Raw genomic sequence first — 19,456 nt, 5'->3', positions numbered from 1 at the left:
AGAAATGGGTAGTTTCGTGCCGTTCGATTGTCGACTGGAAATGAGCAAACAGCGCCATGAGCCGACCTTGGATACCGCGATCCTCGACGATTTGTCTCACCTCGATAGCGGACGAGATCATTGTTGATAGCCGCGAACCCGGATTACGACCGCGAAGCGGTCAAAAATCCAAATCCATATCGTGATGATGATGCTCGTGGCCGGGAAGCTCCGGCGGCGGCGGGCCAGGCACTTCGGCCACCATGGCCTCCGTCATGATGAGGAGGCCTGCCACCGAGGCTGCGCCCTGGAGCGCCGTTCGCACCACCTTGGCCGGGTCGATGATGCCCTTTGACACCAGATTCCCGTACACGCCCGATTGGGCATCGTAGCCATAGGCGTTGTCGTCGTTTTCGAGGATCCCGGCGATGACGACCGAGCCTTCCAGGCCGGCATTGATCGCGATTTGCCGAGCCGGCCAGGTGATCGCCTTCCTGACGATCGCGATGCCGACCTGCTGGTCCTCGTTGCTGCCCTTGAGCTCCTTGAGCGCCCTGCCGGCGCGCAGCAAGGCGACCCCACCGCCGGGGAGAATGCCCTCTGCAACCGCGGCTCTTGTCGCGTTCATCGCGTCATCGATGCGATCCTTCTTCTCCCTGACCTCGACTTCGGTTGCACCGCCGACCCGGATAACGGCGACGCCACCGGCGAGCCTGGCCAGCCGCTCCTGAAGCTTCTCGCGGTCGAAATCGGAGGTGGTTTCCGCAAGCTCGAGCTTGATCTCGGCGATGCGGGCCTCGATTGTTTCTCGCTTGCCGGCGCCGCCGACAATCGTGGTGTTTGCCTTGTCGATCATCACCTTCTTGGTGCGTCCGAGCATATCGAGGGAAGCATGCTCGAGCTTGATGCCCAAATCCTCCGAGATCACCGTTCCGCCGGTCATCAGCGCGAGATCCTGCAGCATCGCCTTGCGGCGGTTTCCGTAGGCCGGCGCCTTCACGGCTGCAACCTTGAGAGCGCCGCGCAACTTGTTGACCACCAGCGCCGCAATCACCTCACTCTCGACATCCTCGGCGATGATGAGCAGCGGCTTGCCGGCCTGCACCACCTTCTCCAGCAGCGGCAGTATTTCTTTCAGACTGGACAGTTTCTTCTCGCTGATGAGGACATAGGCATCCTGCATCTCGACCCGCATCTTTGCGCGATTGGTGATGAAATGGGGCGAGATATAGCCGCGGTCGAACCGCATGCCCTCGACGAATTCGAGTTCGGTTTCGAGCGACGTCCCGTCCTCGAGAGTGATCACGCCGTCATTGCCGACCCTCTTCATGGCGTCGGCGAGGCAGCGGCCGATCTCCCTGTCGCCGTTGGCCGAGATGGTGCCGACTTGCGCAATCTCGAGGTTCGAAGTGACCTTCGTGGCGTTGTTTTTGAGTTCCGCGACGACGGCTTCGACCGCGAGATCGATGCCGCGCTTCAGGTCCATGGGATTCATGCCGGCGGCCACCGCCTTGGCGCCCTCCCGGGCGATCGCATGCGCGAGCACGACGGCGGTGGTCGTGCCGTCGCCGGCCTGATAGGAGGTTTTTGTTGCTATCTCGCGCACCATCTGGGCGCCCATGTTCTCGAACTTGTTGTCGAGTTCGATTTCCCTGGCGACGGTCACGCCGTCCTTCGTGACCCGCGGCGCGCCGTGCTCCCTGCCGATCGCGACGTTGCGCCCCCGCGGGCCAAGCGTGACGCTCACCGCATTCGCCAGGGTGTCAATGCCGCGCAGCATACTGTCGCGAGCCTCGAACGAAAACATGATCTCCTTGGCAGCCATTTCCTTGATCCTTAAGACCTAATCGTCGGGGAACGGCGAAGCTTCATTCGGCCGCTCAGGCGAGATTGCCCCGTGGCAGCCCGAGCCGATTCCAGATATCGAACAAAGCTGCCGCGAGCCGATCAATCATGATGTCCTCATGACAGGGTGTCGGCGTGATGCGCAGCCGCTCAGTTCCCTTCGCCACGGTCGGATAATTGATCGGCTGGATATAGATGTCGTGATCGCTCAGCAGCAGGTCGCTCGCTGCTTTGCAATGCGCCGGATCGCCGACTGCCACCGGAACGATATGGGTGTCGCTCAGGATGACCGGCAGCGCAGCGGCACCCAGCGCCGCCTTGACCCGCCGGACGCGGTCCTGTTGGCGATTGCGCTCCCACTGCGACGTTTTCAGATGCCGGATCGCCGCTGTGGCCGCGGCGCAAATCGCCGGCGGCAACGCGGTGGTGAAGATGAAACCCGGAGCATAGGAACGAACCGCATCGATCAGCACAGCACTTCCCGTGATATAGCCGCCGAGGCAGCCGAAGGCCTTGGCGAGCGTGCCTTCGATCACATCGATCCGGTTCATGGTGCCGTCGCGCGCGGCGATGCCGGCGCCGCGAGGGCCGTACATGCCCACAGCATGGACCTCGTCGAGATAGGTCATTGCGCCGTAACGATCGGCGATTTCGCAAATGCGATTGATTGGCGCGACGTCGCCGCCCATCGAATAGAGACTTTCGAAGACGATGAGTTTTGGCCGATCCTGACCCGCCGCCTTCAACAATTCCTCGAGATGATCGACGTCGTTGTGGCGGAAGATGCTCTTCTCCGTACCGGACTGGCGGATGCCCTCGATCATCGAATTGTGGTTGAGCGCATCGGACAGGATCAAACAACCGGGGATCAGCTTGGCGATGGTCGAGATGCCAGTCTGGTTCGAAACATAGCCGGACGTAAAGACCAGTGCCGCCTCCTTGCCGTGGAGATCGGCAAGCTCGCTCTCGAGCTCTAGGAGCGGATGGCTGGTGCCGGAGATATTGCGCGTCCCGCCGGCCCCCGTTCCCAGGCGGGTAGCAGTCTCCACCATGGCGGCGACCACTTTTGGATGTTGTCCCATCCCGAGATAGTCGTTGGAGCACCAAATCACGACGTCCTTCGGTCCATGCGGGGAATGCCACACGGCGTTGGGAAAGCGTCCGGCGATGCGCTCAAGGTCTGCGAACACACGGTAGCGCCGTTCCTCTTGCAGACGCGCGATCGCATCTGCAAAGAAACCGTCATAACTCATATTGCCTGGCTCCAAGATACGGCCTTGCCATCGGCCATATCGCCCGCATCTCCGGTCATCGGAGGTCCAAATCGCCGCGGCGCAATGACGTTCTTTACGACGCCAGGTTTGCCGGTGTGCAACGCTGTGGGTTCCGCCATCGCCCGATTCCCCTGCTTGCATACGAATTACTTCGAAGCGCGATGCGCGCCGATCCCGCTCGCATCGTTCCTCACGACCCGCGTTCAGGAAGGTCGAAGTTGAGCTGCAACATTCGCGCTATGTTTATCAGAATAGTCTCGCAGACCTTATCTTGATTAGGATCCAGATATTTGACAGTCCAGTTTGCCCCGTTCTCCTTGGTTTCGAGCCGCTGAATCACAAAATCAGTGACGTGCTCGCATCCCGGCTCCTTATGAAGATCCGCGAGGATCAATGCCTTAAGCTCAGAAGCTTCCTTTGTATGTCTTTGCATGGCCGCTCTCCTTCCGGATGACAACTTTCTATGGATCGATCAACTGCATAATCGTGATCTCCGTCATCCCAGGGCTCGTATCATCGCACCAATTCACCCAACGTAGCGGCAATGCCGCTGCTTGGTGTGTCAGAGTCTAGCCCCTCCACGAATTGCCCCTGTGGGTTCATGATGTAGATGTGGGTGCCGTGATCCATTAGGTAGTCGTCACCGCCCGCCTCGCCCTGGCGCGCCACACCGTAGGCGCCATATGCCTCCGAAACCGCAGCGATCTGTTGCGGGCTGCCCGTCAATCCCACGATGCGCGGATCGAATGCCGCGGTGAAGCTTCCCATCACCTCAGGCGTGTCGCGTTCGGGATCGACAGTGATGAAGAGCGGTTGCAGTTTTGCGGCGTCGGGGCCGAGTTCCTCAATCGCCGCGGCGATTGATGACAGCGTGGTCGGACAGATGTCGGGACAAGAAGTATAGCCGAAGAAAACCAGCAGCCATTTGCCGCGATAAGTCTCATCGGTGACCGTCGTTCCGTCCGGCGCCGTAAGCGTGAATGAGCCGCCGACCGTCACGGGTGTGTCACTCCGCGCGAGCGGTTGGCAGATCGACAGGGCCGCTGCGAATATGATGCAGAAGCGGGATATGGGGGACCGTAGGCCCGGAGCGAGGAGTTCATGCCGTCGGCTCATCAAGTACCTCCGGTACCTCGAGAAAGACGCTCCAAAAACCCCGCAACGTTTGCAACTAGCAAACTCGCCTAAACTGCCGAACCTTATCATATTTTTTGCTGAATGGCTAGACATGGTGCTGGTTTGGCCCTATTTTTAAAAGTTGCCCCTCATCCTAATGAAGGAGGTGGCCTCTATGACCATTCGCGAATTGATGAGCGGGCTGGCGGCGATCGCTTTCGTTGCGACGATGTCCGCGCCTGCGCAAGCCTACGAAGTGGGTCCGGTCACGGGAGGCGGAACGATCGAGGGTACGATCGTCTACCGCGGCGACGTGCCGACAACAAAGATCATCCCCACCAAGGATATCGAGGTGTGCGGCGACCCCCGCGAGGAGCCGCTGATCGAAGTCGGCAGCGATCAGGCCGTGCTGAACGCGGCGGTGCAACTGGTCGACGTGGCACAGGGAAAGGCCTGGCCGGAGCCCGGAAAGCCGCCTGAGCTTAACAACCTCAAATGTCGCTTTGAGCCCGCGGTTCAGATGATACCCGCCGGTTCGCTGGAGGTGGTCAACAGCGACTCAATCCTCCACAACACCCACGGGTATTATGGCAAGCGCACTGCCTTCAACCTGGCGCTGCCCAATAAGGGCCAGCGCATACCCGTCGAACTGAATCGGGCCGGCACTGTCCGCATCGACTGCGACGCGCATGGCTGGATGGAAGGCTGGGTCTATGTGGTGGACAATCCCTACTACGCTGTCACCGGCGCCGATGGCAAGTTCAGCATAACCGATGTTCCGCCTGGGAACTACAAACTTGTGGCGATCCACCCCTTCACCGGGCCCATCGAGCAGCCCGTAACGGTAGAGGAGAATAAGGCCACCAGTCTGACGATTGAACTGAAAAAATAAGAAAATGGGCGACCCACTCATTCAACAGGGTCGCGTTCCTGCGAGAAGACCGACGCTTTAAGAAACGGTCTGCACTGAGGAGGAACCCTGATGTCTGACGAGCTTGACCGCATTCGGCGCGAAATGCATGCGGTGCTGCAGCAGCCGGGAGTACGCCCCGACGACTCGCTCCAAATCACCCGCCGCACCTTCATTCACAGATCGCTGCTGTTCGGCGCTGCTTCCGTCGGCCAGACCTTCGCGTGGTGGCCGCTGCTCAACACCATCGACGTCGCTCACGCCGCCGAAGCGCCCTTCAAGTTTGCCTGGATTTCGGACACCCATCTCTATCCGCGATCGCTGAACACGCGCTTCGTCGACAAAGTGGTGCGCGCCGTGCAAGAGGTCCAGGCCATGGATCCGCCGGCCGACTTCCTGATCTTCGGCGGCGACCTGGCCCAGCTCGGAAAGATCGAGGAACTTGAGCTTGGCGTTGAGCTCCTCAAGGATCTGAAGATCAAGAAGTACTACATCCCGGGCGAGCACGACTGGTATCTGGATATGGGCAAGAAGTGGGGCGAGTTGTTCGGCCAACCCAACTGGACCTTCGATCACAAAGGCGTGCGCTTCATCGGGCTCGATACGGTCAGCCGGGGACCGGACTACTGGACAGCGAAGAAGATGACGCCAGAGGAGCGCATGGGCCACATGGCTACCCTTGACGGCACCGTTGCCGGCGCGTGGGCCGGCGTCGGCCGCGAGCAACTCGACTGGATGCAGAAGACACTCGCGGACTGGGATAAGTCCAAGCCGATCGTCATCTTCAGCCACAATCCGCTGTACGAGTACTACCCGCCCTGGAATTTCTGGGTGCGCGACTGGCGCGAAGTGAATGACGTGCTGAAGCCTTATACTAAGGTCACCAACATCCACGGTCACGTGCACCAGGTGCTCTACAACGAGATCGGCAGCATGCGCTCGATCGGCATGCTGGCGACCTCCTGGCCGTGGCCGTATGCGCCGGAAGGCGTGCCCAAGCTGACCAAGCCGATGATCCGTGTCGATCCTGGCGATCCCTTCGACGGGGTCGGTTGGGGAACCGTGAACGTCAACGCCGACGACAAGGTCGATGTCGAGTACATCATGTGGGGGCGCAAGGAGGTGTTCGTCCAGTCGCCGGAGGACCACGACAAGAGCATTGAGGAGGTCATACGGCCACGCATCGCCGACAATCAGTACCCGTGGGAAAATCCATAAAGGGTGGTGGCTATGATAAACACATCGACATTCCTCTGCATTCTGAGGCGTTCCACCGTCGCAGGAGCGGTCGTCGCAGCTGCCGTCGTCGTCGGGCCGGCCAGTGCCAACAAGGATCCGGTGACGCCAAAGCAGCTGAAACTCTATCAAGAGGCGTTCATGGAGGAGGTCAGGAAGGGAGACCTCCTGTTCCACGGTGATGCGGCGATGGCGGAGCAGTTGGGGGTCAAGCTGTCGACCACCGGGTGGGCCTGCGCCATGTGCCATCCGATGGCCTCCGATACCCACCCGCATGCGTTCCCGAAGTTCCAGCAGTCGATGGCCAAATTCGCGACACTGCGCGACATGATCAACTGGTGCATCGAGAAACCGAACCAGGGCGAGAAGATCGATCCCGAATCGGAGGCGATGAAGGCGCTCGAGGCGTACATCACCTGGTCCAACACCGGTTCGGTGTTGGTGCCAGGCAAGTACTAGTCTCGGCGATAGCCGGGCACCGACTTCACGGGAGCGCGAAGGGAGTCCCATCGGGAAGGGTGGGGTTGAAGCAGTGGTGCGGCCCGGGAACCGCGCGGGGAGGTCTATGCGTTGGCAGAGACTGGGATGGAGCTGCGCGGCAAGTTCGCGAATGTGGACCTGGATGCGCTGGTCGACAATCGGGTCGTGCGGACCTGGCTTTATTTCGGCATGTTCTGGCTGATGGTGACGCCATCCGTCGGCGTCCTGATCTCGAGCACCTTCAACTACCCCGACTATCTTGGATCGGGAAACCTCGAGCTCACCTTCGGCCGGCTGCGCCCGGTCCACGTCAACGGTGTTATCTTCGGCGCCTTCTCGACGCTTTTCATCGGCCTTTGCTACTATCTCGTGCCGCGTCTGTCGGGGGTGCGGGTGATATGGTCGGAGTGGTCGGTTCTCCTCGCATGGGTCTGGAACATCGCAACGCTTGCCGGTTTGGTCGGCTTGCTGTTCGGCGACAGTGACGGTTTGGAAGCCGGAGAGTTTCCGCTCTATGCGAAGGTCGCATTCTTCATCGTAGTGGCTGTTGCTACCGCGCAATTCCTGATCACGATCAGTCGAAGGCTCGAGCCGGCGATCTATGTCGCGCTATGGTACTTGATCGCCACTTTCGTGTGGACGACGATGAACTTCGTGCTTGGAAGCTTCATCCTGCCGTACACGATCTCGGGCATCAACAGCGCCGCCTTCCATGGCCTCTATCTCCACTACATCGTCGGGCTGTGGCTAACGCCCGCGGGCTACGTGATCATCTACTATTTCCTGCCGATCAGCGCGCGAAATCCGCTCTATGCCCATAAGCTCTCGCTGGTAGGCTTCTGGTCCCTGGCATTGTTTTACCCGTTCGTCGGCATCCACCATTACCTCTACAGCCCGATCGCGGACTGGGCCGAGACCTTGGCCGTCGTCACGTCGATGCTGCTGATCATACCGGTGTGGACGGTGCTGGTGAACTTCTTCGGCACCATGATGGGCAAGTGGCATGAGTTCGGCAGGAACTTGCCGGCGAAGTTCCTGATCATGGGCTCGCTCATGTATCTCGTCGGCTGCTTCCAGGGCTCGACCGAGGCGCTGCGGCAGCTGCAGCAGCCGACCCATTTCACCGATTTCGTCATCTCGCATTCGCATCTCACCGTGTTCGGCACCTTCGTCGTCTGGGCGATGGGGGGCCTCGTCTATACTTGGCCGCGGCTGTTCGGGCGCGAACTCTGGTCCTTCAAGCTCGGCAACTGGTCGTTCTGGCTGATCACCGTCGGCATCACGACCATGGGCCTGGTTCTCACAGCGGGCGGGCTGCAGCAGGGTTATCAATGGATGAATGGTGTCGAATGGCTCGACTCGCTCGTCTGGGTGAAGCCCTACTGGCTGGCGCGGACCCTGGCAGGCATCAGCATGGATATCGGTATGTCGCTGCTGGTGGTGAATCTGATGCTGACCGCACTGACCAGCCCGGCGGCTGAGGCGCGACGCGTCCGCGGGCCGGTGGAGGCGCCTATCCCGGCCCCGGCGGGAGGGCCCGCGCAGTGAACGTTCGCTTCTTCGCGCTGTTCGCCGGCGTCTTTTGCATCACCCTTGCGGTGATCACGCAGGGCGTGCTGCCCTTCGTGGAGCCGTCCTCACGAACTACGCGCGTGACTTCGGTGGTGCGCACGGATTTCGGCCAGCTGAAGTGGACGGTTTCAGAGGCGACGGACTACACCGAGCAGCAGCGTCGCGGCCGCAACATTTACCTGCGCGAAGGCTGCTGGTACTGCCATTCGCAATTCGTGCGGCCGGTGACCGGCGAGATCCGCCGCTGGGGACCGGTCAGCGAGGCGGGCGAATACGCCTATGACGTGCCGCACCTGTTAGGCACACGCCGGATCGGGCCGGACCTGACGCGCGTCGGCCTGAAATACAGCGACGAGTGGCACCTGGCGCACTTCTACAATCCGCGGATGCTGGTGCCGGACTCGATAATGGCGCCGTATCGCGGCCTTTTCCACGAGCCCGATGCAGCTGTCCGTATCGTTGACGACGGCGCTGGCAATCGCACCCTGGAAAGGACAGAGGTCACCGAAGGCCTGTTCGACTTCGACAGCCAGCAAGCCATCCAGCTGACGCCGAATGCGTACGGGTTGCTGTTCGTGCCGCTGAAGGCGCGCGAAAGAAAGCCGATCATCCTGACGCCGAATGACGAATACACAGGAGAAACCGTCAGCATCGCGGCGGAGACGGAAGCGGTGGCGGCGCTCGTTTCCTACGTCCAGAAGCTCGGCACGAACCGGGGTAAATGGCGCGATCTTTTCGAGCCGCAAAGCCTGGAGGTCATGGATGCGACGATGCCGCGCTCCGAGGAATGGATTGCTTATGGCAAGGAAGTCTATGAGCGCCGCTGCATCGGTTGCCACGGTGCCAAAGGCGACGGCAACGGGCCAGCCGCCACCTTTATGTTTAACCAGCGGCCCAGGGACTTCACGTCCGCAGTCTTCAAGTTCAGGTTGACAAAGGAGCCCCTGCCCACGGACGGCGACATGCTGCGCACCATTACTCGCGGCATCCGCGGCACGGCAATGCCCCCTTGGTACGAACTGCCGCTCAACGATCGGCTGGCGGTGATCCAATACATCAAATATGAGCTAGCCGTTGACCGTTCCGATCCCGCCAGCCCTTACGCTTTCTTCGTCGAGGAACCGCCTGGCCCACCGTTGTATATCGGGCGCCCGCCGACCCCGTCCCAGACGATGCTGGACCGTGGTAAGGAGGTTTGGCAGGTGGCGAAGTGCTGGGAATGCCACGGCCAAGGCGGCAAGGGCGACGGCGAGAAGGCTGCCGGCCTCAAGGATGATATCGGGTTCGCCACCCCGCCGGCCGACCTCACCAGCGGCCAATTCAAGTCTGGCCCGGCCGTCGAAGACATCTTCCGGACGATAACTACCGGCCTCAGCGGCACGCCGATGCCGTCCTATCGGGATTCCTTTCCGGACGAGGACCGGTGGGCACTTTCCTATTTCGTGGTGGCGCTTTCAGCCTATAAAGACCCGCTCTCGCTGCAGCCGCTGTCGATCAAGCAGGAGGCCCGCGCGGCGCTGAACGATCTGGAACTGGTCGCTGACAAGCCTGAGCGAGCCTATGTGCCCGATCCGTCGGTGCCGGCGTCCGGCCCGCCAGCGCTGCCTGGCGAGAAACAGGCACCCGCCGGAGGTTAGCGCATGCTCGGTTTTGAAGTCACTGGACCATATGCGGGCGCCATGATGATGAGCCTGGCGGCCCTGTTCTTGTTCATCTGGGGCGTCCTATCCGGCGCGTTGAGCGGCACCGACAAAGCCGCCAACGGCTTTTTTGAAAGGGAGATGGAGAATGAGCGATCTGCAGAGCAGCGATCCGGAGAGCCCGAGGCACCCGGAACTGGATGTACGTCAAAGCTCGCACCCTGAACTAGAGGACTATGCCGGCGGCCTGATACAGGCGCGTGTGGGCTTCATTCCGCTATGGCTTCTCGTCGTCTACGTGCTGCTGTTCGCCTGGGGCCTGTATTACATGTATGTTTATTGGGGCGGGCTCGGCCCCGGCCGTCTGTTCTAAGAAGACTGTCGCAAGAACTGATAAGGCAGGAGTGATGGAGATGTTGGTAGCCAAAATTCTCCTTGGGGTCGCCGCATTGAACCTCCTTTTCCTGGCATTCGAGGTGGCGGTAAACGTGCTTCGTCTTTATTTCGGCTGACATAGGAGCAACGGATGCTACAGGACACGGTTTTCAAGCTCGCTGACGCCGGCTTGCCACAGATGCTCGGCTTCCTCATCTATGGCGGCTGCACCGTCGGCTTTATCATCTTTCTTGTCTATCTTGTGCGGCAATAGCGACGCGGACGCGGCGCTTCGAAAACGCCAATGATCTACTACCTCGTGATCTTCGCCGCTGGATTTGCAGGCAGCTTTCATTGCATCGGAATGTGCGGCGGCTTTGCCTGCGCGCTGGGCCGCGATCAGCGAGGCGGAGGCGCAACCGTCCTTCGCCACCTGCTCTATAATACCGGCCGATTGACAACCTATTGCTTTCTGGGCGGGCTCGCGGGTGCGATCGGTCAGGTTATCTGCACCACGCAAGGTCTAACGGCGGCGCCGCTCTTGAACGGCTCCCTCGACATCGCCCAACGAATTCTCGCGACCGTCGCTGGCCTGCTCATGATTGCCATGGCGTTGCAGTTCTTCGGCTTGCTGCAGGTTTTTCATCGCCTTGCGATCGGATTTGGCGGCAGCACATTTGCACTGTCCCTGCGTGGTCTGTTGACTGCCCGGAGCAGCGCCGCACCGCTTGCCTTTGGCGTTTTCAACGGCTTCCTGCCATGTCCCCTGGTCTATGCCTTCGCCGCCCAGGCGGCGAGCACCGCCGGAGCGCTTCCCGGGTTTCTCGTCATGGCATGGTTCGGACTGGGAACCTTCCCCGCGATGTTGATGATGGGCGGCGTTGGCCGGATACTTGGGCCAGCCTGGCGGCGGCGCGGCGTGCGGCTGGCTGGTGGCTTTATTCTTTTGCTCGGTCTCATCACGCTCGGCCGTGGTCTCCTGCCTTCCGACGCGCATATCGGCCTTGCCTGGCTGGGCGGACATCCCGCATGACTGCGCATGGCGATATCCTCTGTAGCCATTGTTCGCTGCCCATCGGCCTGCGCCCGATGGAGCGCAGGCTCAACGGTGAGGCTTGCGCTTTCTGCTGCTACGGCTGTTGCATCGCCTTTCAGGTGAAGAGCGGCAGACACGAAGAGTGGGAAGCCGCCTGGCTTCTGATCCAACTCGGCGTGGGAGGCTTTCTCTCCATGAATATCATGATGTTCAGCCTCCTCCTCTATTCGGACGCGTTCACCGGCGTCGATGCGGGCGTGCTGCCGTGGATCCACCTTTTGCTCTGGATCTTCGCGACGCCGGCGGTGGTGATTCTCGGCGGACCCTATCTGCGCGAAATGTGGCTCAATGGCATTCAGGGACGAGTGACGTCGTCGGCACTCATCGTGCTTGGCGTCGCTGCCGCTTACCTCTATTCGGCATTTGCCGTGTTCGAGGGCAGCACGCATGTCTATTTCGACACCGCCGTGATGGTGCTGATGCTATTCACCGTTGGCCGCTATCTCGAGGCTGTTGGCCGCGCCAGGGCGGCGCGCGACCTCGAACCTCTTCTGGCCGCAGAAAGCGAGAGCGCGACCGTGGTCGATGGCGCGACAGAGATCCGCCGTCCGGTGCGGGAGGTATCGGCCGGCATGCTGGTGCGGGTCCGGCCAGGCGAGCGCATTCCGGTCGACGGCGTGGTTGTCGAGGGGGAATCGAACACCGATGAAGCCGTGATTACCGGAGAAAGCCGGCAAGTGACAAAGGGCGCCGGCTCCAACGTGATTGCCGGCAGTATCAATATCGACGGCCCGCTCCTGATCCAAAGCAGCGGTGACGGGACTGCAACCCGCTGGGCGCGGATTTGCCGGTCGGTGCGCGAAGCGCTGGGCCGTCGCAGTCCAACCCAGCGCCTTGCCGATCGCGTCGTTGGCGTGTCCGTGCCGCTCGTCCTCGCCCTCGGCGGGCTGACGATCGTTTACTGGGCGCAGTCATTGCCGTTCGATCGGGCGTTGCTGATTGGCCTCTCGGTACTGGTGGTTGCCTGTCCTTGTGCCGTCGGCCTCGCTGCTCCGATGGCGACATCACTCGGCATCGGCCGGTTGGCACGGCACGGCTGTCTGGTCCGCGACCCCGGCGTGCTCGAGACCCTCGCGCGTGTCCGGTTGCTCGCCTTCGACAAGACCGGCACTCTGACGGCGGGCAAAGCGCGGCTCGTCGGCGTCGACTGCCAGGAGGTCGGCATCGACGAAGTACTGGCGCGCGCCGCCGGTCTGGAGCGCCTTTCCGAGCATGGTCTGGCGCGGGCCATCGCGGCAGCCGCCGCGCAGCGCTGCATCACGCCGCTCGTCACCCGCGATATCCGGACGGTTCCCGGCCGTGGCATCCGCGGCAGCGCCGAAGGCAGGCCCGTAGCGGCAGGGAACGGCAGATTGATGAATGATCTGGGCTGGCCGCTTCCCCCGTCGCTGACCGAGCGTGCGCGGTCGCTGGAGGCGAGCGGTCATTCGGTGGTCTATGTCGGTTGGGGCGAGCAGGTTCACGCCGTGCTGTCGCTCGATGATTCACCGCTTCCTGAGGCGCAGGCCGCGATCGCGGCCCTGCGTGAGCGCGGGCTCGACGCCACGCTGTTGACCGGCGACTTGGCGCAAGCTGCGGAGCGGATCGCGGCCCTGGTCGGGATCAAGGACGTCCGCGCGGGCCTTTCGCCGGAGGCCAAACGGCTGGCCCTGGATCGGCTCCGCCATGACCACAGTTCGGTGGCGATGGTCGGCGATGGACTGAATGACGGGCCGGTCCTGGCCGCCGCAGATGTCGGTATTGCCGTCGGCTCCGCCACCGATCTCGCCCGCGAGACTGCGGCGCTCGTGCTGCCTGCGGACGGATTGTGGATGCTGCCCTGGATCGTCGACGTCGCCCGCGCGGTCCGCAGGACAATCTTGACCAACCTTATGTGGGCGTTCGGCTACAACCTCGTCGCCCTGACGTTCGCAGCATTCGGCCTTCTGCAGCCAATCCTTGCGGCGGCGGTCATGGCCGGCTCGAGCATCCTCGTGGTGGTGAATTCGCTGCGGCTGGAGCGGCTGCCGGATCCTGTTCCAGCGCTGATCCCGGAGCAACGATCCGGCGCCGAGGTGGAGCGTGCCCGCCATACTGTCGGCGCTTCGGTCATGGCTGGCTCGGCCGTCGAGCGGAGCTGAGCCTCGCCTTCAACCAAACACGTCGCGTGAAGGCGTCGTACCAGCCTTCCCCCGCGCGCCGCCTGGCGGCGGACCCCGGAGCTTTCCTCGGCCTTGCCGTCGACAGCGGCTTCATGGCACGGACAATCGCTCAATCCAGCTATGCAGCGGCTGCCGGCTCTTGCTCGACGCAGATGGTGCGGCTGTCGGCTTCGGAAAGGGGTTCGTCGAGCAGGCTGCAATGGTGCGGCGTCCGGGACGATAGCCGGACGCGGACGCGAAAATGCCAGCATGAGAGACAGGCGCCGAACGCGCGGCCATTGTTGCGGGCGATTGAGTTCCTAAGGGTGCGCCTGAGTCCGTCAAGCAGCTTCGCCACATTGCCGTCGGTTGCCTGCTCGATGTCTGTGGCGACGATGCGCAGGGGATCGCGCGCCAGTGCATGTTCCGCCTTCGGAGTGAGTGCGAACTCGACCGAACGCCCGTCGCGCGCGCTTGGACCCCGCGACACATAGCCCTTGTACTCAAGTGAGGCCAGCGTCCGCGACACCGTGCCCCCGCGTCGAAGCAAGATAGTTAGCAAGCGCCGCTGGCGTGCGCGAGAAACGGTTGGCGCGCGCGAGATACCTGAGCGCGTCCCACTGAGCGGGATTGAGCCGCCCGGACTGCTCGCCCGAGCGGGCGAGGCGCTCCAGCCGGTCGATCAGATGGGCGGCTTCGAGAGCCTCTGGCGAAACAGGCATGATTGCTCCTAATCAGTGTTGACCGGCTTGGATTCGCGCTGCAAGTAGCAATTATCTCGGCAAGCCCAAGGAGGACATTCCATGACGACCAGTTCCATTCCGGGTTACCGGCTCGGCGATACGACGCTGCCCAAGTCGCCGCTCACGAAAGACGATCTCGCGACGCTCAAGACAACGCTGCTCTTCGGAGACGCGGACGTCGCCGCGCTGCGCCAGGCGCACGGCGTCGTCGAGGATCAAGTCGAAGCCATCCTCGACGTCTGGTACGGGTTCGTCGGCAGCACGCCGCACCTCCTCGCCTATTTCAGCGACGCCAAGACGCATCAGCCGTTGGACGCCTATCTCGATGCGGTGCGCAAGCGCTTCGGCCAATGGATCCTCGACACCTGCCGGGCTGACTACGACGAGGCATGGCTTGCCTGGCAGGACGAGATCGGCCGCCGCCATCACCGCTCCGGCAAGAACAGGACGGACGGGGTCTCGGCAGCGCCCCATATCCCCATGCGCTACGTGCTCGCACTCGCCGTTCCGATCTCGGTCACCATGAAGCCGTTCCTCGCCAAGAAGGGGCATGCGTCCGCCGAGGTCGAAGCGATGCACGCCGCCTGGAGCAAGGCCGTGTTGCTGCAGGCCATTCTGTGGTCGAGGCCCTATGCGAGGGAGGGAGACTTTTGATGGCGGAATTCCGTCCGGCGCCGGACTGGCAGATCGCCCATTGGCTCAATGCTCCCTCGCCGCTGGCAGAACTTCGCGGCAAGGTTGTGTTCGCGGTGGCGTTCCAGATACTGTGTTCCGGTTTGCGTTAGTCACGGCCTGCCGCAAGCTGTCCAGGCGCGCGACGCGTTCCCCGAGAACGATCTCGCCGTGATCGGCGTGTACACCGTGTTCGAGCATCACGAAGCGCAAGGAACGCGCGCTGCGCTCGCGGCCCTGCATGAGTGTCGCATCACCTTCCCCATGGGCATCGATGCGCAGGATCCGGGCAGCGAGGGTCCACAGACCATGCGCGCCTGTGGCATGCAGGGCACGCCGACAACGCTTCTAGACTAATCGACCGGCGCGGATATTTGCACATTCACAAGTTCGGCCATCTTGATGACATGCGTCTCGGTGCTGCGATCGCGACACTCATCGGGGATACGCTGACGCCGAGGCGCGCGGGCGAAGCAAAACCGAATGCCGGATGTGATGACGAGGGATGCCGCATCGCTGGGCAGGCCCACGCATAACCTTACCCTTTCCGACAGGGCCGCAGTACGTCCGTCACGACACGAACAGCGGGACACGTTGCGGCGCGGGTTGAGCATGACTCGGTGTGGATTCCATCATCTTGTCCATGGCCCGCCTTGCCCCGTGTCGTCGTGCCTGGACCGCCTCGGCGGTTGGCCTCACTTGGCAACGGCGATCAGCCAAACACGTCGTGCGTGAAGGCGTCATACCAGCCTTCCGCCGCGCGCGCAGCCTGCCGGCGGACCTCGGAGCTTTCCTCGACCTTGCTGACGAAGCTGATGACGCTCTTGAGCTTCCCGTCGACGGGCTTGAAGCTGATGGCGTTGCTGAACGCATCGTCGGGGGCGAGATAGGTGTAGCAGGTGTTGAACAAATGCGCGGGGAAACGCGCTGATCCGGTGAGATCGGCCGCGATGGCAAAGGCGCAGGCTTTGGCCTGGCTGTTGGCGCAGAAGGCGGATTTCGGCATATCTCCACCGATGATCGCGTCACCGACCAGATGGACGCCGGGCTGCAGCGCCGATTCGAAGGTGACCGGATCGACCGGACACCAGCCCGACCGGTTGGCGAGCCCCGCCAGCTGCGCCAAGCGCCCGGCCATTTGCGCCGGGATGACATTGGCCACCGCGGCCTTGAATGTTGCTCCCGCGGTGATCACCGACCGGGTCTTCGCGTCGATTGCCGTGACCCCGCCGGTGAACTGAGCCGGTAGCCATTCGATCATTCCCGGATAGTGGCGGTTCCAAGCGTCCTGGAACAGGTCCTGCGCGTTGAAGCTGTCTTTCGCATCGAGGATCAGAATCTTGGCCTTGGGTTTGCGGCGCTGGAAATAGGAGGCGACGAGCGAAGCGCGCTCGTAGGGGGCGGGCGGGCAGCGAAACGGATTCGGCGGAGCAACGAGCACGAACAGCCCGCCGTCCTCCATGCTTTCCAGTTGCTGGCGCAATAGCCTGGTTTGCTGCCCTGCATTCCAGGCGTGCGGCATGATCTCCATCGCCGCTTCGTCATAGCCCTTAATCGCCCGATCCCTGAATGCGATGCCTGGCGCAACAACGAGACGGTCGTAGCTGAGCTTTGAACCGTTGTTGAGTGCAACGGTTTTCGCCGCCGGGTGAATCGCCACGGCGGACTCATGAATGACGATGATACCATATTGTTTTGCCAGCGCTTCATAACCATGACTGAGCGATTCGAACGAGCGCAGCCCGGTGAGATAGAGATTGCTGAAGAAACAGGTCGCGTAGGTCTGCCGCGGTTCGACCAGGGTCACCTCGATAGCCGTGGCGCTGGCGGCGAGATATCTGGCGACGGTTGCGCCGCCGATGCCGCCGCCGATCACGACGACACGCGCCTTGGCCTGGCCCCGCGCCTTCGGCTGGTTAAGCGCCGTTAGCAACGCTGCTCCGGTGAGGCGGCCGAACTCGCGACGAGTCCAGGATTTCATCGCGGGTTACTTCCCTGCGCTGCGACATAGCGCGCGACACTCGCGATCTCCTCGTCGCTGAGCGACAGCGCGATAACGTGCATGATGTGATTTGGACTCTCGCTCGCGCGGTAGGCAAGCAGGGCGTTGGTGAGCCTCTCCTCACCAAGCCCGATGATGCTGGGAATGCCTGTGCCGCCGCCATCGAGACGATGGCAGGACGCACAGGTCGCGGCGAGTTGAGCGCCTTGATCGGGCCCCGCCGCCGCGCCGGATTGGCTGAAGAGCAGCACGAGGCCCGTGGCAATCGCAGATCTCGCGACGGGGCGCATGCTGAATACCCGTCTGTTTCGCAGTTTTCCGGTCACGCTCCCACTCAACTTGTCACGCTTTAATTCGCGCAGCTCGATTGCGTCGCCACCTCAACCGACCGTGAACTGGTGCGACAACATATAGACGGCACCGCCGTCTTCTTCCCAGACAAAATCGAGCCGGCCGCTCTCCGTCGCGCGCAAGGAAAATTCGAAGAATGGGTTGGCCGAAATCGCCTCGTGAAGATCGACACTGAACACCACGGTTTCGTTGTAGCTGCAGACAAACTTGTTGATGATCTTGCGCGGGATTACATTGCCTTGATCATCATGGCGCAGCCCCGTTTCCATCTCATGGCTGATAATGGTCTTGACCTGAAAAATCTCCCCCTTCGCCGCAGTGTTTGGCACGATCACGCGTGGTGTCGGGGTGGTCACTGTCTCTCTCCGATCTCAGGCACAGCCATCCGTGGCGACACGGACCCACGTCGTGGTCATCAGCAAGATGCCGTCATTCATTTCAGCGACAGCGACGACGTGTTGCGGTTTGGCAAGCCGGATGCGTGTCGACACGCGGGGCAGACTGCGTTGCGGGACGAAGTGGAAACTGGCCACTTCGATGAGCGGGTTCCGCGGCGCGAACACGCGCATCTGCCTCACATGGTCGGCCTCGGTCATGGGGCTGTCGATGTCGAGACTCATGGGCACGGTGTAGCCGGTCGGGAAGTCCGTTGGCATTATCAGGTGAAGGCGATCCGACACCGTGGCCGTCCGTCCGGTGAGCTGCTGGACGAGATCCAGCGCTTCATCGTTCGCACGCGCGCTCCGCGGCGAGAAGAGCGCGACCCCGGCAAGCCCCACACTCCCGGCGATCAACACATCGCGGCGCGTCAAACTCATCGTCCCGGTCTCCAAACCCTGCCACCTCTTTAGGCCACTCTAAGAACGCATCGGCGGCGGCAGGCGGCGCACTCGGACACATCAGTGCGGCAGCTTCTACCAAATTTAGCACCGACAACCGCTGGGAGCAATCTTGGGGAAGTGGCCATGGACGCCCTTGAAACCAATGCGTTCTGTTCAACAACGATATTCAACTTGCACGATAGAGTTTGCGGCGGGCCGAAAACCAATAGAAGCGTTGGAAGTTGCTGCTCGACCGCTTCCGGCGAGAGATATCTCGTCGCCATCGGCCTGCTTGGCACAAGTGGATAGCCTCGGTACGTCGTCGGAACCGTCAATGCGAGCGAGTTCCTGATTGCCCTTTCGGTCTCGTTGAGATTCCTCGCCACGATTCTTACCGGCCGTTGGGAGCACGCCAGCGGATTCCGCGACTACCTAACTTCAGCTGCCGGCCTGATCGCTGGAGGCGTTTTGCGGCACCGCTGTCGGGATAGATGGTCAAGGCATCGCGGGAAAGGACGCTCTTGCGGGTTGTCGGATCTCTGATCACACTCTTGGCCGGCTATCAGATGCTTGAATTAACTGGAGCGCTCGAACCGCGCCAGCGCAATGTCCTGATTTACAAGCATGCGCGACATTCATGATAAGGCTGAAAAAGGACGGGTTAGGGTCATGGGCGTGAATTCGGCCGGTCACGAACAAACCACCGCAAGGGGTCATCTTCCGCCCTTCCGCACCGGTACTGAGTGTCAGATTTTTCCACTAGAACCACATATCGCGCACGCAGCGACCATCGCGCGGCAGGTCCTCGAACGTGTGGAGACCATCGAAATGGTCGATTGGCAAGTCGGCGACGGTGTCAGGCGGCGCAAGCCTCACATTGACGGCGATCCGAGTGCGACCGGCGGCACTGGCGCGCAAGCCACGCCAGGCCAGCACACAGGCGCATGTCGGACAGAACAGAATCTCGAGCGACGGGGCATCCTTTCCGGAGCGCCTATAAGCACTTGTCGGTCCCGCAACGCGGATGCGTTCGTCGACATAATCGTAGGCCCACAGCGCGCCATAGCGGCGGCAAAGCGTGCAGCTGCAGGCTGTGATCGAGCCGGGATCGCCCTCCAAAGTCCAGTGGGCCGCGCCACAATGGCAGGTTCCGGTCAGCATCCGTCCTCCTCACGTTCTGGCAGAAACACGAGCATATCGTTCCCAACATTGTGCCGGACCTGG

The 19,456-nt window shown here is 61.9% G+C and carries 23 protein-coding genes and 1 pseudogene; 13 read left to right on the top strand and 11 right to left on the bottom strand.

Annotated features, from left to right (window positions below; translation table 11 throughout):
- Nucleotides 1-160 precede the first annotated feature (160 nt).
- From groL to NMG70_RS03405, 4 genes are all read right to left on the bottom strand, one after another.
- Nucleotides 161-1,804 carry a chaperonin GroEL gene (gene groL / locus NMG70_RS03420; RefSeq protein WP_254023210.1) on the bottom strand — a complete coding sequence of 548 codons (1,644 nt, stop codon included), beginning with the start codon at nt 1,802-1,804 and terminating at the stop codon, nt 161-163.
- A 55-nt stretch (nt 1,805-1,859) separates the two neighbouring features.
- Nucleotides 1,860-3,077, bottom strand: coding sequence for a 5-aminolevulinate synthase (gene hemA / locus NMG70_RS03415; RefSeq protein ID WP_254023209.1), 1,218 nt, complete (start codon nt 3,075-3,077; stop codon nt 1,860-1,862).
- Nucleotides 3,078-3,288: 211 nt separating this feature from the next.
- Entirely contained in the window at nt 3,289-3,531 is a 243-nt protein-coding gene (locus NMG70_RS03410; protein WP_027154144.1) for a hypothetical protein, read from the bottom strand.
- Between the two features lie 80 nt (nt 3,532-3,611).
- A complete protein-coding gene (locus NMG70_RS03405; RefSeq protein WP_244602780.1) occupies nt 3,612-4,097 on the bottom strand; it encodes an SCO family protein in 486 nt (161 codons plus the stop codon).
- 310 nt (nt 4,098-4,407) lie between these two features.
- Here NMG70_RS03405 and NMG70_RS03400 point away from each other — a divergent pair, with 310 nt between their 5' ends.
- The 9 genes from NMG70_RS03400 (at nt 4,408) to NMG70_RS03365 (ending at nt 13,643) form a co-directional block, all read left to right on the top strand.
- On the top strand, nt 4,408-5,106 hold the full coding sequence (locus tag NMG70_RS03400; RefSeq protein ID WP_436798343.1) for a carboxypeptidase regulatory-like domain-containing protein: 699 nt from the start codon (nt 4,408-4,410) through the stop codon (nt 5,104-5,106).
- Between the two features lie 90 nt (nt 5,107-5,196).
- The gene (locus NMG70_RS03395) at nt 5,197-6,342 is read left to right on the top strand and encodes a metallophosphoesterase family protein (protein WP_254023207.1); all 1,146 of its coding nucleotides are present in this window, start codon (nt 5,197-5,199) and stop codon (nt 6,340-6,342) included.
- 12 nt (nt 6,343-6,354) lie between these two features.
- Entirely contained in the window at nt 6,355-6,819 is a 465-nt protein-coding gene (locus NMG70_RS03390) for a c-type cytochrome (RefSeq protein WP_023798298.1), read from the top strand.
- A 126-nt stretch (nt 6,820-6,945) separates the two neighbouring features.
- A complete protein-coding gene (locus tag NMG70_RS03385) occupies nt 6,946-8,388 on the top strand; it encodes a cbb3-type cytochrome c oxidase subunit I (RefSeq protein WP_091591435.1) in 1,443 nt (480 codons plus the stop codon).
- Complete coding sequence (locus tag NMG70_RS03380) at nt 8,385-10,049, top strand: cbb3-type cytochrome c oxidase subunit II (RefSeq protein WP_254023206.1); 1,665 nt, start codon at nt 8,385-8,387, stop codon at nt 10,047-10,049. Before NMG70_RS03385 ends, NMG70_RS03380 begins: the two co-directional genes overlap by 4 nt.
- Nucleotides 10,050-10,200: 151 nt before the next feature.
- Entirely contained in the window at nt 10,201-10,425 is a 225-nt protein-coding gene (locus NMG70_RS03375; protein WP_014766281.1) for a hypothetical protein, read from the top strand.
- A 153-nt stretch (nt 10,426-10,578) separates the two neighbouring features.
- Nucleotides 10,579-10,701, top strand: a complete 123-nt coding sequence (locus NMG70_RS32610) for a hypothetical protein (RefSeq protein ID WP_023798301.1) — start codon at nt 10,579-10,581, stop codon at nt 10,699-10,701.
- Between the two features lie 30 nt (nt 10,702-10,731).
- Nucleotides 10,732-11,460, top strand: coding sequence for a sulfite exporter TauE/SafE family protein (locus tag NMG70_RS03370; protein WP_254023205.1), 729 nt, complete (start codon nt 10,732-10,734; stop codon nt 11,458-11,460).
- Nucleotides 11,461-11,516: 56 nt separating this feature from the next.
- On the top strand, nt 11,517-13,643 hold the full coding sequence (locus NMG70_RS03365) for a heavy metal translocating P-type ATPase (protein ID WP_367185487.1): 2,127 nt from the start codon (nt 11,517-11,519) through the stop codon (nt 13,641-13,643).
- A 139-nt stretch (nt 13,644-13,782) separates the two neighbouring features.
- Here NMG70_RS03365 and NMG70_RS03360 read toward each other — a convergent pair whose 3' ends face one another.
- Together NMG70_RS03360 and NMG70_RS03355 are read right to left on the bottom strand one after the other, a co-directional pair.
- Nucleotides 13,783-14,172, bottom strand: coding sequence for a winged helix DNA-binding protein (locus NMG70_RS03360; RefSeq protein ID WP_254023203.1), 390 nt, complete (start codon nt 14,170-14,172; stop codon nt 13,783-13,785).
- The gene (locus NMG70_RS03355; RefSeq protein ID WP_254023202.1) at nt 14,147-14,365 is read right to left on the bottom strand and encodes a hypothetical protein; all 219 of its coding nucleotides are present in this window, start codon (nt 14,363-14,365) and stop codon (nt 14,147-14,149) included. The genes NMG70_RS03360 and NMG70_RS03355 overlap by 26 nt, the downstream gene beginning before the upstream one ends.
- Nucleotides 14,366-14,446: 81 nt before the next feature.
- Between NMG70_RS03355 and NMG70_RS03350 the strand changes: the two genes are divergently transcribed.
- The 3 genes from NMG70_RS03350 to NMG70_RS32810 are packed head-to-tail and all read left to right on the top strand — an operon-like array spanning nt 14,447 to nt 15,415.
- Nucleotides 14,447-15,040, top strand: coding sequence for a protoglobin domain-containing protein (locus NMG70_RS03350; RefSeq protein WP_202363990.1), 594 nt, complete (start codon nt 14,447-14,449; stop codon nt 15,038-15,040).
- Nucleotides 15,040-15,171, top strand: a complete 132-nt coding sequence (locus NMG70_RS32815; protein ID WP_367185485.1) for a hypothetical protein — start codon at nt 15,040-15,042, stop codon at nt 15,169-15,171. Before NMG70_RS03350 ends, NMG70_RS32815 begins: the two co-directional genes overlap by 1 nt.
- Before the next feature lie 58 nt (nt 15,172-15,229).
- Nucleotides 15,230-15,415, top strand: a complete 186-nt coding sequence (locus NMG70_RS32810) for a hypothetical protein (protein WP_367185484.1) — start codon at nt 15,230-15,232, stop codon at nt 15,413-15,415.
- A 355-nt stretch (nt 15,416-15,770) separates the two neighbouring features.
- Here NMG70_RS32810 and NMG70_RS03340 read toward each other — a convergent pair whose 3' ends face one another.
- From NMG70_RS03340 to NMG70_RS03325, 4 genes are read right to left on the bottom strand one after another with little or no spacing between them, the layout of a single operon-like run.
- Nucleotides 15,771-17,039 carry an NAD(P)/FAD-dependent oxidoreductase gene (locus tag NMG70_RS03340; RefSeq protein WP_436798334.1) on the bottom strand — a complete coding sequence of 423 codons (1,269 nt, stop codon included), beginning with the start codon at nt 17,037-17,039 and terminating at the stop codon, nt 15,771-15,773.
- A complete protein-coding gene (locus NMG70_RS03335) occupies nt 17,036-17,386 on the bottom strand; it encodes a c-type cytochrome (RefSeq protein ID WP_244602777.1) in 351 nt (116 codons plus the stop codon). Before NMG70_RS03335 ends, NMG70_RS03340 begins: the two co-directional genes overlap by 4 nt.
- Before the next feature lie 54 nt (nt 17,387-17,440).
- On the bottom strand, nt 17,441-17,767 hold the full coding sequence (gene soxZ / locus NMG70_RS03330) for a thiosulfate oxidation carrier complex protein SoxZ (RefSeq protein ID WP_254023200.1): 327 nt from the start codon (nt 17,765-17,767) through the stop codon (nt 17,441-17,443).
- A gap of 15 nt (nt 17,768-17,782) precedes the next feature.
- Entirely contained in the window at nt 17,783-18,229 is a 447-nt protein-coding gene (locus NMG70_RS03325; protein ID WP_254023199.1) for a thiosulfate oxidation carrier protein SoxY, read from the bottom strand.
- 288 nt (nt 18,230-18,517) lie between these two features.
- Here NMG70_RS03325 and NMG70_RS03320 point away from each other — a divergent pair.
- Nucleotides 18,518-18,873, top strand: a pseudogene (locus NMG70_RS03320) (hypothetical protein); the annotation flags it as partial.
- Nucleotides 18,874-18,991: 118 nt separating this feature from the next.
- Here NMG70_RS03320 and NMG70_RS03315 read toward each other — a convergent pair.
- The gene (locus tag NMG70_RS03315) at nt 18,992-19,393 is read right to left on the bottom strand and encodes a GFA family protein (protein ID WP_254023198.1); all 402 of its coding nucleotides are present in this window, start codon (nt 19,391-19,393) and stop codon (nt 18,992-18,994) included.
- Between the last annotated feature and the right edge of the window lie 63 nt (nt 19,394-19,456).

Origin of the sequence: Mesorhizobium ventifaucium, assembly GCF_935822925.1 — a bacterium.
Taxonomy (GTDB): Bacteria; Pseudomonadota; Alphaproteobacteria; order Rhizobiales; family Rhizobiaceae; genus Mesorhizobium; species Mesorhizobium ventifaucium.
The sequence above is the reverse complement of the archived record's forward strand: the minus strand, read 5'-3'. Positions and strand labels throughout refer to the sequence as shown.